Here is a 16,044-nt window from a genome sequence, read left to right as displayed (position 1 = left end):
CCGGGGTGGCCAATTTCCATGCCACTTGCCAGGTTGCGGCAACCTTTGTGGGAACTTTCCGACATGGCCGGAAATCCTATGAAGGCTGCCCGCACGCCACAATTTGCCGCGGCGACGCAGGGTGGCAGGCCTGTCCGGGCTGTCTCTGCGTATTCGAAACCTGATTATCGACGTAGCCGGCCGTGACCGCGCCGCGTCTTCCGTGCAAGCCGACCAAGGGCTGCAGGAAACTTGCTTGGAGGGGAGAACTTTTGCGTAAAGCCCGAGTCTATGGTTGCAAGCCTGAACGATGGCTGTTGCAACGCTCCTTCGAGTTCACCGAGGAGTGTTCATGCTAACCCAGGAAGAGGATCAGCAGCTTGTCGAGCGCGTTCAGCGCGGTGACAGGCGAGCGTTCGATCTGTTGGTGCTGAAGTATCAGCACAAGATTCTCGGGTTGATCGTGCGGTTCGTTCACGATACCCACGAGGCCCAGGATGTGGCGCAGGAAGCCTTTATCAAGGCCTACCGTGCGCTTGGCAATTTTCGCGGTGACAGTGCGTTTTATACCTGGCTGTACCGTATAGCCATCAACACGGCGAAGAATTATCTGGTGTCCCGTGGAAGACGGCCGCCAGACAGTGATGTGAGCTCCGAGGATGCGGAGTTTTACGACGGCGATCATGGCCTCAAGGATCTCGAGTCCCCAGAGCGCTCGTTGTTGCGGGATGAAATCGAAGGCACCGTCCATCGCACCATCCAGCAACTGCCCGAAGACCTGCGCACGGCACTGACCCTGCGCGAGTTCGACGGACTGAGTTACGAAGACATTGCCAGTGTCATGCAATGTCCGGTGGGTACCGTGCGCTCTCGAATCTTCCGCGCTCGGGAGGCCATAGACAAAGCCCTGCAGCCGTTGTTGCAGGAAACCTGAGACAGCGGCGACAGCCAAGAGAGGAACCGCCATGAGTCGTGAAGCTTTGCAGGAATCGCTGTCCGCGGTGATGGATAACGAAGCGGACGAACTGGAATTGCGTCGGGTGTTGAACGCCGTCGACGATGCCGAAACCCGTGCCACCTGGTCGCGTTACCAGGTTGCCCGTGCAGCCATGCACAAGGAGCTGCTGCTGCCTAACCTGGATATCGCCTCGGCGGTGTCTGCCGCGCTGGCTGACGAAGCGGTGCCGGCCAAGGTCAAGAAAGGCCCGTGGCGCAGCATTGGTCGGCTGGCTGTAGCGGCTTCGGTCACCGTTGCGGTGCTTGCCGGTGTACGCATGTACAACCAGGACGAAATCACCGGTGCCGAGCTTGCAGCCCAGCAGCCTGTCCAGCAAGGCCTGAGCGTGCCACAAGCACAAGGCCCGGCCGTTTTGGCAGGCTATAGTGAGAGCAGTGAGCAACCGACCGGGCCAATGGCCAACGGTGTGCTGCAAAACCAGGCCGGCTGGGATCAGCGTTTGCCAGGCTACCTGCGTCAGCATGCCCAGGAATCTGCGCTCAAAGGCACTGAAACCGCATTGCCTTATGCCCGCGCCGCCAGCCTGGAAAACCGTTAAGTAAGGAGGATCATGCGCGCGCTACCTCTCCTGTCGCTGCTGATTGGCAGCTTCATGATGGTGCCAGCATTGGCGGCCAACTCCTCGCCCCAGGCGAGTGAGTGGCTGAACAAGCTGGCACAGGCCGAGCAAAAGCAGAGCTATCAAGGCTCTTTCGTCTACGAACGCAACGGCAGCTTCTCTTCCCACGATATCTGGCACCGGGTCGAGGACGGCAAGGTCAGCGAGCGGCTGCTGCAGCTCGATGGCGCCGCCCAGGAAATCGTGCGCGTGGATGGGAGGGTGGCGTGTGTCAGTGGGGCCTTGGTCAGCAGTGTCGCGGCACCGCCAGATACCGCGCCGCGTGTGCTTGATCCGCTGAAACTGATGGGCTGGTACGATTTGAGCGTGGCGGGCAAGTCACGGGTCGCCGGGCGCGACGCCGTGATCGTGACGCTCACGCCCCGCGACCAGCACCGCTATGCCTTTGAACTGCACTTGGACCGTAATACCGGCCTGCCACTGCGCTCGTTGATGCTCAACGACAAAGGGCAGTTGCTGGAGCGCTTCCAGATGACCCGCCTCGATACCGACGAGCCGCCTGGCGACGATGACTTGCGCCCCAGCGCTGCCTGCAAGCCTGTGCAGCATGGCGCGCCCGTCAGCAATGACAGCGTTGCTGGCTGGCGCTCGGACTGGCTACCGCCCGGGTTCGAGCTGGTCAACAGCTCGGTGCGTCGCGACTCCAAACACAACAGTTCGGTCAGCAGCCTGATGTATGACGATGGCCTCGCACGTTTTTCCGTGTTCCTCGAACCGGTGAACGATGACGGCGGCACCGACATGCGCACCCAGCTCGGCCCGACTTCGGCTGTTTCGCGTCGCCTCAATACGCCAAAGGGCAAGGTGATGGTGACCGTGGTGGGCGAAATTCCGCTCGGTACGGCAGAACGCGTCGCTTTGTCGATGCGCCCTCAGGATGCCCAGGCGCGCCAGTGATGGCGCGCGTTTGCGGGCCGTGCCAAGGCAGGCGAACATACGGCTGAAATGAAATTAAAGCATTGTCATTTGCAATCCATCGGCAAATTTTCTATAGGTCAGGCTTTCAGGAGCCTGGCCTTTCCTGCTTTGTGCAGGGGTCTTTCTAAACTACCGCTCGTTGTGACGGGAGCCGTATGTCAATACCACGCTTGAAATCCTACCTAACGATGTTCGCCGCCGTGCTGATGCTTGGCCAGGTGCTCACCGCCCAGGCCGAGGAAGCCCTGCCGGACTTCACCACCCTGGTCGAGCAGGCCTCGCCGGCCGTGGTCAACATCAGTACCAAGCAGAAGCTGCCCGACCGCGTCGCCGCCGGGCAGATGCCGGACCTGGAAGGCCTGCCGCCGATGTTCCGCGAGTTCTTCGAGCGCAACATGCCGCAGCAGCCGCGTTCGCCGCGTGGTGACCGCCAGCGCGAGGCGCAGTCGCTGGGCTCGGGCTTCATCATTTCCAGCGATGGCTACGTGCTGACCAACAACCATGTGGTGGCCGATGCCGACGAGATCATCGTCCGTCTTTCGGACCGCAGCGAGCTGCAGGCCAAGCTGGTCGGCACCGACCCGCGCACCGACGTGGCCCTGCTCAAGGTCGAAGGCAAGAACCTGCCGACGGTCAAGTTGGGTGACTCCGAGAAGCTCAAGGTGGGCGAATGGGTATTGGCCATCGGTTCGCCGTTCGGCTTCGACCATTCGGTGACCAAAGGTATCGTCAGCGCCAAGGGCCGTACCTTGCCAAACGACACCTATGTACCGTTCATCCAGACTGACGTGGCCATCAACCCGGGTAACTCCGGCGGCCCGCTGTTCAACATGAAGGGCGAAGTGGTGGGTATCAACTCGCAGATCTTCACCCGCTCCGGTGGCTTCATGGGCCTGTCGTTCGCCATCCCGATCGATGTGGCGATCGATGTGTCCAACCAGCTGAAGAAAGACGGCAAGGTCAGCCGCGGTTGGCTGGGCGTGGTCATCCAGGAGGTCAACAAGGACCTGGCGGAATCCTTCGGCCTGGACAAACCGGCCGGTGCCCTGGTGGCCCAGGTGCTGGAAAACGGCCCGGCAGCCAAGGGCGGCCTGCAGGTGGGCGACGTGATCCTGAGCATGAACGGCCAGCCAATCGTCATGTCGGCCGACCTGCCACACCTGGTCGGCGGCCTCAAGGATGGTGAGAAGGCCAAGCTGGAAATCATCCGCAACGGCAAGCGCCAGACCCTGGACATCAGCGTCGGCGCGCTGCCGGACGATGATGCCGACATCGGCACCGGCACCGGTGCCGATGGCAGTGCAGAGCGCAGCAGTAACCGTCTGGGTGTGTCGGTCGCCGACCTGACCGCCGAGCAGAAGAAATCCCTGGAGCTCAAAGGCGGTGTGGTCATCAAGGAAGTGCAGGATGGCCCGGCAGCGCTGATCGGCCTGCGTCCGGGTGATGTCATCAGCCACCTGAACAACCAGGCCATCGGTTCGGCCAAAGAGTTCACCGAAATCGCCAAGGAGCTGCCGAAGAACCGTTCGGTGTCGATGCGCGTGCTGCGTCAGGGCCGTGCCAGCTTCATCACCTTCAAGCTCGCTGAATAAGCGGCCTGGCAAGGGAGAAAGGGCAGCTACGGCTGCCCTTTTTCATGATTATTCACAATTGGACGGTGGATTGCTGTGTACAGTCGGACAGAGGAATCTCCCATATCCCGGCAGCTTGAGGTACAATTCCCGGCTATTTTTCGGCGGGCGTCCGGCTCGCAGCCTTTTCGAGTGTTGACCCGTGAGTGATTTGAGTCATATCCGCAATTTCTCCATCATCGCCCACATCGACCATGGCAAGTCGACGCTGGCCGACCGTTTCATCCAGATGTGCGGTGGCCTGTCGGCACGCGAAATGGAAGCCCAGGTGCTTGATTCCATGGACCTGGAGCGTGAACGCGGTATTACCATCAAGGCCCACAGCGTCACGCTTCACTACAAGGCGCAGGACGGCAAGACCTATCAGCTGAACTTCATCGACACCCCCGGCCACGTTGACTTCACCTATGAAGTCTCGCGCTCGCTGGCGGCCTGTGAAGGTGCGCTGCTGGTCGTCGACGCCGGCCAGGGCGTAGAGGCCCAGTCCGTGGCCAACTGCTACACCGCCATCGAGCAGGGCCTGGAGGTCATGCCGGTGCTGAACAAGATGGACTTGCCCCAGGCCGACCCGGACCGCGTCAAGGACGAGATCGAGAAGATCATCGGCATCGACGCTACCGACGCTGTGGCCTGCAGTGCCAAAAGCGGCATGGGCGTGGACGAGGTGCTCGAGCGCCTGGTGCACTCCATTCCTGCACCCGAGGGCGAGATCGATGCGCCGCTGCAAGCGCTGATCATCGATTCCTGGTTCGACAACTACCTGGGCGTGGTCTCGCTGGTGCGCGTGCGCCAGGGCCGCGTCAAGAAGGGTGACAAGATCCTGGTCAAGTCCACCGGCAAGGTGCACCTGGTCGACAGCGTGGGTGTATTCACGCCGAAACACACCCAGACCGCAGACCTGAAAGCTGGCGAAGTAGGCTTCATCATCGCCAGCATCAAGGACATTCACGGTGCCCCTGTGGGTGACACCCTGACCCTGTCCTCGACCCCTGAGGTCGAAGTGCTGCCAGGCTTCAAGAAGATCCAGCCGCAGGTATACGCCGGCCTGTTCCCGGTCAGTTCCGACGACTTCGAAGACTTCCGCGATGCCCTGCAGAAGCTGACCCTGAACGACTCGTCGCTGCAGTACATGCCGGAAAGCTCTGACGCTTTGGGCTTCGGCTTCCGTTGCGGCTTCCTTGGCATGCTGCACATGGAGATCATCCAGGAGCGCCTGGAGCGCGAATACGACCTGGACCTGATCACCACAGCACCTAGCGTGATCTACGAGCTGGAACTGAAAACCGGCGAAACCATCGTTGTCGACAACCCGTCGAAGCTGCCAGACGTATCGGCTGTGGCCGACTTCCGTGAGCCGATCGTCACCGCGACCATTCTGGTCCCGCAAGAGCACCTCGGTAATGTCATCACCCTGTGCATCGAGAAGCGTGGTGTGCAGCGCGACATGCAGTTCCTCGGCAGCCAGGTTCAGGTGCGTTACGACATGCCGATGAACGAAGTGGTACTGGATTTCTTCGACCGTCTCAAGTCCACCAGCCGCGGCTATGCTTCGCTGGACTATCATTTCGACCGCTACCAGTCGGCCAACCTGGTCAAGCTGGATGTACTGATCAACGGCGACAAGGTCGATGCTTTGGCATTGATCGTGCACCGCGACAACGCGGCCTACAAAGGCCGTGCGTTGACCGAAAAGATGAAGGAACTGATCCCTCGGCAGATGTTCGACGTGGCGATCCAGGCAGCTATCGGCGGCCAGATCATCGCGCGGACAACCGTCAAGGCGCTCAGAAAGAACGTACTGGCCAAGTGCTATGGCGGTGACGTCAGCCGTAAGAAGAAACTGCTGGAAAAGCAGAAGGCCGGTAAGAAACGCATGAAACAGGTGGGCAACGTGGAGATTCCACAAGAAGCCTTCCTCGCCGTGCTCAGGTTGGATAGCTAGGTCCTATGTCGCTAAATTTCCCGCTGTTGCTAGTCATCGCCGTCTTCGTCTGCGGTCTGCTGGGCTTGATCGACCTGCTGTTCCTGGCCCCGCGCCGGCGCGCAGCAATCGCCAACTACCAGGGCAGCGTCAGCCAGCCCGAGATGGCGGTGGTCGAGCGCCTGAACAAGGAACCGCTGCTGGTCGAGTACGGCAAGTCGTTCTTTCCGGTGCTGTTCATCGTGCTGGTGCTGCGCTCGTTCCTGGTCGAGCCGTTCCAGATCCCTTCGGGGTCGATGAAACCGACCCTGGAAGTGGGCGATTTCATCCTGGTGAACAAGTTCTCGTACGGCATTCGTTTGCCGGTGATCGACAAGAAGGTCATCGAGGTCGGTGACCCGCAACGCGGTGATGTAATGGTGTTCCGCTACCCGAGCGACCCGAACGTCAACTACATCAAGCGTGTGGTTGGCTTGCCGGGTGATGTGGTTCGCTACACCAACGACAAGCGGCTGTTCGTCAACGGCCAGCCGATTGCCGAACAACTGGTGGGCACCGAGCCGGGTACCTTGGGCAGCGCCGAGCTGTACAAGGAAAAACTCGGTGAGGCCGAACACCTGATCCGCAAGGAAATGAGCCGTTATCGCATGCCGCCGGATCAGCAATGGACCGTGCCGGCAGGCCATTACTTCATGATGGGCGACAACCGCGACAATTCCAACGACAGCCGTTTCTGGGATGACCCGAACATTCCCAAGGAGCTGCACGGCATGGTTCCGGACCAGAACATCGTCGGCAAGGCCTTTGCAGTGTGGATGAGCTGGCCAGAACCCAAGCTCAGCCACCTGCCCAACCTGTCGCGGGTTGGCCTGATCCATTGATACCCATCGGCGCTGTCCAGCAGACAGCGCCGAATGCATTTCTGACATAGGCTGTGTTCTCAGGGATCGGGAGATTCGCCGCACATCGCGTGGCGAACCACAGCCAAACAGTCTTTCAGGATGTTGATTTGAACAACGCGTTGAACAACGAACGGGTGGCCGCATGAGTGCTTCCCTTGCCCGTCTGGAGCGAAAGCTCGGTTATACCTTCAAGAACCAGGACCAGATGCTCCTGGCGCTGACCCATCGCAGCTATGCCGGGCGCAACAACGAGCGCCTGGAGTTTCTCGGTGACGCCATTCTCAACTTCGTCGCCGGCGAAGCGCTTTTCGAGCGTTTTCCGCAGGCCCGTGAAGGCCAGCTGTCGCGCCTGCGTGCGCGGCTGGTCAAGGGCGAAACCCTGGCCCGGCTGGCCCGTGGCTTCGACCTGGGCGAATACTTGCGCCTGGGTTCGGGTGAGCTCAAGAGCGGCGGTTTTCGCCGCGAGTCGATCCTGGCCGACGCCCTGGAGGCACTGATCGGTGCCATCTACTTGGACGCCGATATGGAAACCGCACGGGAGCGCGTCCTGGCCTGGCTTGCCGATGAGTTCGAAGGCTTGACCCTGGTCGATACCAACAAGGACCCGAAAACCCGCCTGCAAGAGTTTCTGCAATCGCGCAGCTGTGAGCTGCCGCGCTACGAAGTGGTGGATATCCAGGGTGAACCGCACTGCCGCACGTTCTTCGTCGAATGCGAAGTGGTGCTGCTGAACAACAAAAGCCGTGGTCAGGGCGTTAGCCGGCGTATTGCCGAGCAAGTAGCTGCCGCGTCTGCACTGATCGCCCTGGGCGTGGAGAATGGCAATGACTGATAACAACCCGACTCGCTGCGGCTACGTCGCCATTGTCGGCCGCCCCAACGTCGGCAAGTCGACCCTGCTTAACCACATCCTCGGCCAGAAGCTGGCGATTACTTCGCGCAAGCCGCAGACCACCCGCCACAACATGCTTGGCATCAAGACCGAGGGTGACGTGCAGGCGATCTACGTCGATACCCCGGGTATGCACAAGGCCAACGACAAGGCCCTGAACCGCTACATGAACCGTAACGCCTCGGCGGCCCTGAAGGACGTCGACGTGGTGATTTTCGTAGTTGACCGCACCAAGTGGACCGACGAGGACCAACTGGTGCTGGAGCGTGTGCAGTACGTGACTGGCCCGCTGATCATCGCGGTCAACAAGACCGACCGCATGGAAGAGAAAGCCGAGTTGATTCCGCACCTGCAGTGGCTGCAGGAGCAACTGCCGAACGCCGAGGTGATGCCGATCTCTGCGCAGCAGGGGCACAACCTCGAGGCGCTGGAAGCACAGATCGCCAAGCACTTGCCTGAAAACGATCACTTCTTCCCGGAAGACCAGATCACTGACCGCAGCAGCCGTTTCCTGGCCGCCGAGCTGGTGCGCGAAAAGATCATGCGCCAGCTGGGTGCGGAGCTGCCGTACCAGATCACCGTGGAAATTGAAGAATTCAAGCAGCAGGGCCATGTGCTGCACATTCACGCGCTGATCCTGGTTGAACGTGATGGCCAGAAGAAGATCATCATTGGCGACAAGGGCGAGCGCATCAAGCGCATCGGCTCTGAGGCGCGCAAGGACATGGAAGTGCTGTTCGACTCCAAGGTCATGCTCAACCTGTGGGTCAAGGTGAAAGGCGGCTGGTCCGACGACGAGCGCGCCCTGCGTTCGCTGGGTTACGGCGACCTGTAAGCAATATTGTTGGGGCTGCACAGCAGCCCCACTATGCGGTTATTCCTGGCTACAGGGAACGAGTGATCTCCCATGGAACAACCTGTCGGCCAGCCAGCCTATGTGCTGCACAGCCGTGCCTACAAGGAAACCAGCGCGCTGGTAGACTTCTTCACCCCGCAGGGCCGCATGCGCGCTGTACTGCGCCGTGCGCGCGGCAAGGGCGGCAGCCTGGTGCGGCCGTTCGTGCCGCTTGAGGTGGAGCTGCGCGGGCGTGGCGAGCTGAAGAATGTCGGTCGCATGGACAGCGCCGGGATTGCGGCCTGGCTACACGGTGATGCCCTGTTCAGCGGCTTGTACCTCAACGAGCTGCTCATGCGCCTGCTGCCGGCTGAAGCGCCGTTCCCGGCCCTGTTCGAGCATTACACATTGACCCTGCAAGCCTTGGCCGCCGGGCGCCCGCTGGAGCCGCTGCTGCGTTCGTTCGAATGGCGGCTGCTGGACGAGCTTGGTTATGCGTTTTCCTTGAACCATGACGTCAACGACCACCCCATCGTGGCTGACGGCCTTTACCGCTTGCGCGTGGATGCCGGTCTGGAGCGGGTCGAGCTGGTGCAACCCGGCCTGTTTCGCGGCACCGAGCTCATGGCCCTGGCAGAAGCTGACTGGAACGCCCCAGGCGCCTTGCTCGCCGCCAAACGCCTGATGCGCCAGGCATTGGCCGTTCACCTGGGCGCAAAACCGCTGGTCAGCCGGGAACTGTTTCGCAAGCGCTGATCACGACGTATGCTGTGGGGCTCAATTTTCAGGAGAGCCTTTCGTGACTCACAGCAACCGCATGCTTCTTGGCGTAAACATCGACCACGTGGCGACCCTGCGCCAGGCCCGGGGCACGCGTTACCCTGATCCGGTCAAGGCTGCCCTGGACGCCGAAGAGGCGGGCGCCGATGGCATCACCGTGCACCTGCGCGAAGACCGCCGGCACATCCAGGAGCGTGACGTGGTGCTGCTCAAGGATGTGCTGCAGACGCGCATGAACTTCGAGATGGGCGTCACCGAAGAGATGATGGCCTTTGCCGAGAAGATCCGCCCGGCGCACATTTGCCTGGTCCCCGAAACCCGTCAGGAGCTGACCACCGAAGGGGGCCTGGACGTGGCCGGGCAAGAGGCGCGGATCAAGGCCGCCGTGGAGCGCCTGTCGCGCGCCGGTGCCGAAGTGTCGCTGTTCATCGATGCCGACGAGCGGCAGATCGAGGCTTCACGCCGCGTGGGGGCACCGGCCATCGAACTGCACACCGGGCGTTATGCCGATGCCGAAACCCCGACTGAAGTGGCTGAGGAACTCAAGCGTATCGTCGATGGCGTGGCCTTTGGCGTGGGGCAGGGACTGATCGTCAATGCCGGTCACGGGCTGCATTACCACAACGTTGAGGCGGTGGCGGCGATCAAGGGTATCAATGAGCTGAACATTGGCCATGCGCTGGTGGCGCACGCCTTGTTCGTTGGTTTCAAGGCCGCAGTGGCCGAGATGAAGGCGCTGATCGTGGCGGCTTCGCGCTGATTTGATGATCGCCTGTACCGGCCTCTTCGCGGGCACGCCCGCTCCCACAGGTATTGCACAAATCTCAAGGCCTGTGGAGTCCCTGTGGGCGGGCTTGCCCGCGAAGAGGCCGGTACAGACAGCTGATTACTCGGCAGGGAACACCAGGGTAAAGCGGGTAGGCCCTGGGGGGCTGCTAATCAATTCAACACGCCCACCATGTAATTGCATGATCGACTTTACGATCGCCAACCCCAACCCGGTCCCGCCCTCCAGCCGCGAGCGCCCCGATCCTACCCGGTAAAACCGCTCGAACAACCGCGCGTGGTGCTCGGCAGCAATGCCAGGCCCCTGGTTCTCCACAGATAGCCGTACTTCGCTGCCAGAGCGTTCGATACGCAGTTCGATGGGCTCACCCTCAGGGCCATGCCGTATCGCATTGCTCAGCAGGTTCGACAACGCCCGCTGCAACATCAACCGGTCACCCAGCGCTGTGCCCCAGCCCTGAACCCGCAACTCAACGGCTTTCACTTCGGCGCTGAAGGCAAACAGCTCGACCACCCTTGCAGCCTCGTCGGCCATTGCCATCGGCTTGAGCGCGATCTGCACTTGAGGCTGGCTGACCTGGGCGAGAAACAGCATGTCGTTGATGATGCGGTTGAGCCGCGTCAGTTCCTCGATGCTGTCTTCCAGCACTTCCCGGTAGTTGGCGTTGTCCCGCTCACGGGCCAGGGTCACCTGCGCCTTGCCCATCAGGTTGCTCAATGGGGTGCGCAGTTCATGGGCCAGATCGTCGGAGAACTGCGACAACTGGCTCACGCCCTGATCGAGGCGATCGAGCATGACGTTGATACTGCTGGCCAGTTCTGCCAGCTCCTGTGGCAACCCAGTGGCGGGCAAACGATGCTGCAGGTCCTGGGCCGATACCTGCCCGGCAATGCGCCGGAAGTGCCGCAGGGGTTTCAGGCCGCGCTGCATCAGCCACCAGGCGCCCGCACCAATCAAGACCAGCAGCAGTGGCAGAGCGAGCAAAGTGGAATGCAGGTAAGCCTGCAGCAGGGCGTTGTCGTCGGCGCGGTTGAGCGACATCATCACCTTCACCGGCGTGTTGTCGCGCAGGCGCATCAGCCGGGTCACGGTGAGGATCTGATTGCCGCTGCTGTCGCGCCAGGCGTGAAAGCTCAGACGGGCATCGGTGTGCAATTCGCCCACCTGCGACTGCAAAGCCGGGCCGAGGCTGAGCAGGTGCGGGTGGCGGCCCTCTAGGGCCATTACGCTGAGGCTGAGGTTGTCATGCCCCATTACCAGGTCGAGCAGGGGGTGGGCGCGGCTGCCCAGGTCCTCGCTGCGCAGGTCAACGCGCAGGTTGTGCTCGACCTGCAGCATCTTGCGCGCCAGGTCTTTGCGTGCGCGGTTGTCCAGTTCGTGATCCAGCGCGAACACCGCCAGGCAGGCAAGCAGCAGCACGAGTGCGGCGCCCATCAGTGTGACGCCCAGGCCCAGGCGCATCGACAGGCTGGGGTTTTTCAAAAGCGCGCCTCAAGTACATAGCCTACGCCACGTAGGGTGTGGATGAGCTTGTTGTCGAACGGGTCGTCTATCTTCGCCCGCAGGCGCCGGATCGAGACCTCGACCACGTTGGTGTCGCAGTCGAAATTCATGTCCCAGACCAATGAGATGATCTGTGTGCGCGACAACACTTCGCCGGTCTGACGCATCAGCAGGTGGAGCAGCGCGAACTCCTTGGCGGTCAGGTCGATGCGTTGCCCGGCGCGGTAGGCGCGGTGGCGGCCAGGGTCCAGCTCCAGGTCGGCGACGCGCAGGGTGCTGGGCTGCAGTTGCTGGTCGTTGCGCCGCAGCAGGCTGCGGATGCGGGCCAGCAACTCGGGGAACTCGAAGGGCTTGAGCAGGTAGTCATCGGCGCCCAGGTCCAGGCCTTTGACCCGGTCGGCGAGGCGGCCGTGAGCGGTGAGCATCATGATGCGCGTGGCCGACTCGGCACGCAGCCGCTGCAGCACGGTCCAGCCATCGAGTTCTGGCAGGTTGACGTCGAGGATGACCAGGTCGTACGGCTGCTGGCGGGCCAGGTGCAGGCCGTCGGTGCCCGTGTGGGCGCAGTCGACCACATAGCCGTTTTCGCGCAGGCCCTGTTGCAGGTAGTCGGCGGTACGCAGTTCGTCCTCGATGATCAGTAGGCGCATGAAGGGGCTCGGTGTGATGAAAGGGGGCGATTCTCGACCCTGTAGTGGCATCAGGGTCAAGTGGCGGGATGTTACGACATGAGAAAGCAATCGCGGCGCAGATAACGGATTTGTAATGCTGCGGTTATCTGGCTGTCTGTTCTGCGCAGATTGCAGGACTGTAATCCCCGCCTCACCTTGCTGTTAGCTACCTCTCACTAGGATGGCCGTGTCTGATCGGTTATCACGAGGCAACCACGATGAACCTGACCAAATACCTGCTGTTGGCCACCCTTGCCCTGGGCAGCGCCAGTGTTTACGCCGAGGGCGGTGCGGAGCGTTCCAGGCAATTCTGGCAAGCGTTCCGCGAAGACCAGCAGCGCCTGCACGGCGACAAGCAACAAGCCGTTGCCGAACGCGAGCGCAAGGCACAAGAGAAGGCCCGTGAGGTGGCCAAGGACTGAGGTAACAGCACCTGCGCGCGACAGCTCCTCGGCGCAGGTGTATTCAGGCGCCCAACCGGGCGCCTTTTTTATTTGCGCGCCAGCAGGGTGGCGCGGCGTGGGGCCGGCAGCCCTTCGATGGTCTTGCTGTGGTCGTTCGGGTCGAGGAAGTCACCCAGCGACTGGTAGCGCATCCACTCGGTACTGCGCTGTTCCTCGACGCTGGTCACGCTTACATCGACGCAACGCACATCGCTGAAACCGGCACGGCGCAACCAGCGCTCCAGGGCCGGAACCGATGGCAAGTACCAGACGTTGCGCATCTGCGCGTAACGGTCTTCAGGTACCAGTACCTGGTTTTCGTCGCCTTCGATCACCAGGGTTTCCAGCACTAGCTCGCCACCTTTGACCAGGCAGTCTTTCAGCGCCAGCAAGTGTTCGATGGGGGAGCGGCGGTGGTAGAACACGCCCATGGAAAACACCGTGTCGAAACCTTCCAGGTTAGCGGGAAGGTCCTCCAGGGCGAACGGCAAATGCCACGCCGGCAGCTCCGGCAGGTATTGCTGCACGGCCTGGAACTGGCAGAAGAACAGCCAGTTGGGGTCGACGCCAATCACCATGTCGGCCCCGGCACCGAGCATGCGCCACTGGTAGTAGCCGTTGCCGCAGCCCACGTCGAGCACGCGCTTGCCTTTGAGGTCCAGGTGCGGCGCAACGCGTGACCATTTCCAGTCCGAATGCCACTCGGTGTCCACATGCACGCCAAACAGGTCGAACGGACCTTTGCGCCAAGGCGACAGGCCCATCAGTGCCTGGCGCATTTGCGCACGGGTGGCGTCGTCGCAGTCGCAGTCCAGACGCAGCCCGTTGACCAGGTCGATATCGCTGGGTTGCAGGGCGGGCAGGGCATCGAGCGCACCACGCCAGCGATCGAGGTCACCGTGGCCTTTCTCCAGCTTGGCTTCCAGTTGCGCTTGCAGGCCTTGCGACCAGGAAGCCAGGGGCGTGCCCGCCAGGCGGCGGACGAGGGGGGACAGATCGATCATGGCAGAGCTATCAACGAGGCGAAGTTAAGGCATTGGAACCAGGGCACCACTTTCGAGAAACCGGCGGCGCGCAGGCGCTGCTGGTGAGCTTCGAGGGTATCGGGGCGCATCACGTTTTCAATGGCGCTGCGCTTCTGGGCGATTTCCAGTTCGCTGTAGCCATTGGCCCGCTTGAAGTCCAGGTGCAGTTCATTAAGCAGGTCCTGCTCTTGCTCATCGGCGAACCGCAGCTTTTCCGAGAGGATCAGCGCGCCACCGGGCAGCAGTGCCTGGCGTATGCGGCCGAGCAGTTCCAGACGCTGGTCGGGGGCGATGAACTGCAGGGTGAAGTTCATCGCCACTACCGAGGCAGGCTCGAAAGGCAGGGTAAGGATATCGGCCTCCAGCACGTGCACCGGCAGCAGCTCCTGGAACATCGAGTCCTGGGCGGTGAGGTACTGGCGGCAACGCTCGACCATGGCGGCGGAATTGTCCACTGCGATCACCCGGCAGCCGTCGCTGCGCACATGGCGGCGCAGCGACTGGGTGACTGCCCCCAGCGATGCGCCCAGGTCGTACAGCGCGGTATTTGGCTGGGCGAAGCGCGCGGCCAGTACGCCGAGGTTCTCGACGATGGTCGGGTACCCGGGCACCGAGCGCTTGATCATGTCCGGGAACACACGCACCACGTCCTCGTTGAAGACGAAATCAGGCACCTGCTCCAGGGGCTGGGAGAAGAGGCGGTCGGGTTGTTTGCTCACGGCAGGCTCGATACAGGGTGAAACGGGGGCGCATTTTATCCAATGGCCGCGCATCTTGCCATGGCAATGCTTCAGGGTCGGAGCGTTCAGACCGGGAGCAGTGAACTTTCCCACAGCGTTAAGTTATCAAGATGAATGAATTAAGCCGGTTGAAAAAGGACACTTCGAGTGCAGGATTACTGGATTTGAAAAAGGATATTGGGTTAAGTGATGAATGCCAATGCTAGGCGGGAAGAAGTTACCGTAGATGAACTGGACCCGGTGTCCAAGGTCAAGATGTTGCCGGAACGTTATTTTACGTTCATCGAGAACCGGCTTGAGGGTGGCCAGCATGTTGGCAGCTTATTGACGGCTGATAATCTGAAGGTCATCAAACGATACGCCAATACTGTAAACCAGTTGCCACGCACGCGAGCTGAAATCGAACGCGAAGTCGATTATGCGGCACTCGGCCTTGACGCCTCGATGGTTCATGACCTGTATAAGGCACTGCACAGGCATGTGTACGAATGGGACATACTGGAGCGTAGCATCAAGCAACTGGGCCCTGAAATTGAACTGTTCGCTGAAAGCCTGGTACAGCGTGGCGGCAGCCTGCTTGCGCATCTTGAGAGCAGTGATGTCTTTGTGGCAATCAAGCAGCGACAGGCCGAGCAGGGCGATGATGTTTATACGTCGGAACTGAGTGAAGAAGATCAAGCGCAGATCGCCAGTGTGCTGACACTTGGCATCAACGAACTGGTCAAGGAAATTGAAGGCACTCGCCGGCGAATTGATGATGTCGACGCACGTGCCAATTGGTTCAACAGTGAGATCAAACGCGAGCTGAAGCCGCGAATGGTACGGTTGTTGAAACACTTCGACGAGAGGGTTTCCCATAAAGACATCCTGATGAAACGGCGGCAGCTGGATCAATGGGACGAACAGATTGACCAGTTGAAGTCCGAGTACGATGCCAACGTGGGCTACGCGTTCACAGGCATCTTACTGGGGCCGATTGGCCTGATCATCACCGGCGGTGTATTCGGTGACAAGGCAGAAAAAATCCGGGCCAGAAAAAACGTGTTGATCCAAAAGCGCGAAGAATTGGCGGATGCACTGGGCAGGATGGCCCCCGCGCTGAACGACTTCGAGCGTATCTCGACATTGGTCAGGGACCTGCAGTTCAGGTGCAAGGACCTGTCGGCAGCGACCCGGCGCCTGGCAGATGTATGGCTGTTTCTGGCCTCGTACGCCAATAACTCCGTGAACGAAGCCAAAGAGTTGAGCACCCTCACTCAACTTGAATCGTTTGTGCACGATTTCTCTGAGGTTATCAAGCCGTGGAGCAAGATAGGCAATATTTGCCACACATTGTCTGAGTTATTTAATGAATTGATTGAAGAATATGAGGACGTTTGA

Annotated in this window: 16 protein-coding genes; 12 read left to right on the top strand and 4 right to left on the bottom strand. The window is 60.9% G+C overall.

All coding sequences use genetic code 11. From position 1 onward, the window contains the following. Window positions 1-331: 331 nt before the first annotated feature. The 10 genes from rpoE to pdxJ all read left to right on the top strand — a co-directional run bounded on the left by rpoE (window position 332) and on the right by pdxJ (window position 10,255). Window positions 332-913 carry an RNA polymerase sigma factor RpoE gene (gene rpoE / locus ACF8R4_RS05455; protein ID WP_003252049.1) on the top strand — a complete coding sequence of 194 codons (582 nt, stop codon included), beginning with the start codon at window positions 332-334 and terminating at the stop codon, window positions 911-913. Between the two features lie 31 nt (window positions 914-944). Then, window positions 945-1,535: a sigma-E factor negative regulatory protein gene (locus tag ACF8R4_RS05450; RefSeq protein WP_003252050.1), complete on the top strand. Its 591-nt coding sequence runs from the start codon at window positions 945-947 to the stop codon at window positions 1,533-1,535. A gap of 12 nt (window positions 1,536-1,547) precedes the next feature. Then, the gene (locus ACF8R4_RS05445; RefSeq protein ID WP_060497924.1) at window positions 1,548-2,513 is read left to right on the top strand and encodes a MucB/RseB C-terminal domain-containing protein; all 966 of its coding nucleotides are present in this window, start codon (window positions 1,548-1,550) and stop codon (window positions 2,511-2,513) included. Between the two features lie 209 nt (window positions 2,514-2,722). Then, on the top strand, window positions 2,723-4,126 hold the full coding sequence (locus tag ACF8R4_RS05440) for a DegQ family serine endoprotease (protein WP_392491890.1): 1,404 nt from the start codon (window positions 2,723-2,725) through the stop codon (window positions 4,124-4,126). Window positions 4,127-4,307: 181 nt separating this feature from the next. Further along, the gene (gene lepA / locus ACF8R4_RS05435) at window positions 4,308-6,107 is read left to right on the top strand and encodes a translation elongation factor 4 (protein WP_025754588.1); all 1,800 of its coding nucleotides are present in this window, start codon (window positions 4,308-4,310) and stop codon (window positions 6,105-6,107) included. 5 nt (window positions 6,108-6,112) lie between these two features. Then, window positions 6,113-6,967 (top strand): signal peptidase I, encoded by an 855-nt coding sequence (lepB, locus tag ACF8R4_RS05430; protein WP_060497922.1) that lies wholly within the window; start codon window positions 6,113-6,115, stop codon window positions 6,965-6,967. Between the two features lie 163 nt (window positions 6,968-7,130). Next, complete coding sequence (gene rnc, locus ACF8R4_RS05425) at window positions 7,131-7,820, top strand: ribonuclease III (RefSeq protein WP_016713699.1); 690 nt, start codon at window positions 7,131-7,133, stop codon at window positions 7,818-7,820. Beyond that, window positions 7,813-8,715 carry a GTPase Era gene (gene era, locus ACF8R4_RS05420; protein ID WP_016498176.1) on the top strand — a complete coding sequence of 301 codons (903 nt, stop codon included), beginning with the start codon at window positions 7,813-7,815 and terminating at the stop codon, window positions 8,713-8,715. Before rnc ends, era begins: the two co-directional genes overlap by 8 nt. Window positions 8,716-8,787: 72 nt before the next feature. Further along, window positions 8,788-9,471 (top strand): DNA repair protein RecO, encoded by a 684-nt coding sequence (recO, locus tag ACF8R4_RS05415; protein WP_060497921.1) that lies wholly within the window; start codon window positions 8,788-8,790, stop codon window positions 9,469-9,471. A gap of 61 nt (window positions 9,472-9,532) precedes the next feature. Further along, complete coding sequence (pdxJ, locus tag ACF8R4_RS05410) at window positions 9,533-10,255, top strand: pyridoxine 5'-phosphate synthase (RefSeq protein ID WP_156867696.1); 723 nt, start codon at window positions 9,533-9,535, stop codon at window positions 10,253-10,255. A gap of 126 nt (window positions 10,256-10,381) precedes the next feature. On the opposite strand, the gene ACF8R4_RS05405 is transcribed toward pdxJ, so the two are convergent. Then, on the bottom strand, window positions 10,382-11,764 hold the full coding sequence (locus ACF8R4_RS05405) for a heavy metal sensor histidine kinase (protein ID WP_392491841.1): 1,383 nt from the start codon (window positions 11,762-11,764) through the stop codon (window positions 10,382-10,384). Next, entirely contained in the window at window positions 11,761-12,435 is a 675-nt protein-coding gene (locus ACF8R4_RS05400; RefSeq protein ID WP_003258489.1) for a heavy metal response regulator transcription factor, read from the bottom strand. The genes ACF8R4_RS05405 and ACF8R4_RS05400 overlap by 4 nt, the downstream gene beginning before the upstream one ends. A 239-nt stretch (window positions 12,436-12,674) precedes the next feature. Between ACF8R4_RS05400 and ACF8R4_RS05395 the strand changes: the two genes are divergently transcribed. Then, window positions 12,675-12,878: a hypothetical protein gene (locus tag ACF8R4_RS05395; RefSeq protein WP_009684756.1), complete on the top strand. Its 204-nt coding sequence runs from the start codon at window positions 12,675-12,677 to the stop codon at window positions 12,876-12,878. Window positions 12,879-12,946: 68 nt separating this feature from the next. On the opposite strand, the gene cmoB is transcribed toward ACF8R4_RS05395, so the two are convergent. Next, complete coding sequence (gene cmoB, locus ACF8R4_RS05390; RefSeq protein ID WP_060497918.1) at window positions 12,947-13,903, bottom strand: tRNA 5-methoxyuridine(34)/uridine 5-oxyacetic acid(34) synthase CmoB; 957 nt, start codon at window positions 13,901-13,903, stop codon at window positions 12,947-12,949. Continuing rightward, window positions 13,900-14,643: a carboxy-S-adenosyl-L-methionine synthase CmoA gene (gene cmoA, locus ACF8R4_RS05385; protein ID WP_016713706.1), complete on the bottom strand. Its 744-nt coding sequence runs from the start codon at window positions 14,641-14,643 to the stop codon at window positions 13,900-13,902. The genes cmoB and cmoA overlap by 4 nt, the downstream gene beginning before the upstream one ends. Before the next feature lie 210 nt (window positions 14,644-14,853). Here cmoA and ACF8R4_RS05380 point away from each other — a divergent pair, with 210 nt between their 5' ends. Next, on the top strand, window positions 14,854-16,044 hold the full coding sequence (locus ACF8R4_RS05380) for an alpha-xenorhabdolysin family binary toxin subunit A (RefSeq protein WP_164525226.1): 1,191 nt from the start codon (window positions 14,854-14,856) through the stop codon (window positions 16,042-16,044).

It is taken from the genome of Pseudomonas sp. FYR_2, assembly GCF_043106425.1.
Taxonomy (GTDB): domain Bacteria; phylum Pseudomonadota; class Gammaproteobacteria; order Pseudomonadales; family Pseudomonadaceae; genus Aquipseudomonas; species Aquipseudomonas monteilii.
The sequence above is the reverse complement of the archived record's forward strand: the minus strand, read 5'-3'. Positions and strand labels throughout refer to the sequence as shown.

Coding starts and splice junctions, on each gene's coding strand:
- rpoE (WP_003252049.1), top strand. CDS start 332: ATGCTAACCCAGGAAGAGGATCAGCAGCTTGTCGAGCGCGTTCAGCGC.
- ACF8R4_RS05450 (WP_003252050.1), top strand. CDS start 945: ATGAGTCGTGAAGCTTTGCAGGAATCGCTGTCCGCGGTGATGGATAAC.
- ACF8R4_RS05445 (WP_060497924.1), top strand. CDS start 1,548: ATGCGCGCGCTACCTCTCCTGTCGCTGCTGATTGGCAGCTTCATGATG.
- ACF8R4_RS05440 (WP_392491890.1), top strand. CDS start 2,723: ATGTTCGCCGCCGTGCTGATGCTTGGCCAGGTGCTCACCGCCCAGGCC.
- lepB (WP_060497922.1), top strand. CDS start 6,113: ATGTCGCTAAATTTCCCGCTGTTGCTAGTCATCGCCGTCTTCGTCTGC.
- rnc (WP_016713699.1), top strand. CDS start 7,131: ATGAGTGCTTCCCTTGCCCGTCTGGAGCGAAAGCTCGGTTATACCTTC.
- era (WP_016498176.1), top strand. CDS start 7,813: ATGACTGATAACAACCCGACTCGCTGCGGCTACGTCGCCATTGTCGGC.
- recO (WP_060497921.1), top strand. CDS start 8,788: ATGGAACAACCTGTCGGCCAGCCAGCCTATGTGCTGCACAGCCGTGCC.
- pdxJ (WP_156867696.1), top strand. CDS start 9,533: ATGCTTCTTGGCGTAAACATCGACCACGTGGCGACCCTGCGCCAGGCC.
- ACF8R4_RS05400 (WP_003258489.1), bottom strand. CDS start 12,435: ATGCGCCTACTGATCATCGAGGACGAACTGCGTACCGCCGACTACCTG.
- ACF8R4_RS05395 (WP_009684756.1), top strand. CDS start 12,675: ATGAACCTGACCAAATACCTGCTGTTGGCCACCCTTGCCCTGGGCAGC.
- cmoB (WP_060497918.1), bottom strand. CDS start 13,903: ATGATCGATCTGTCCCCCCTCGTCCGCCGCCTGGCGGGCACGCCCCTG.
- ACF8R4_RS05380 (WP_164525226.1), top strand. CDS start 14,854: ATGAATGCCAATGCTAGGCGGGAAGAAGTTACCGTAGATGAACTGGAC.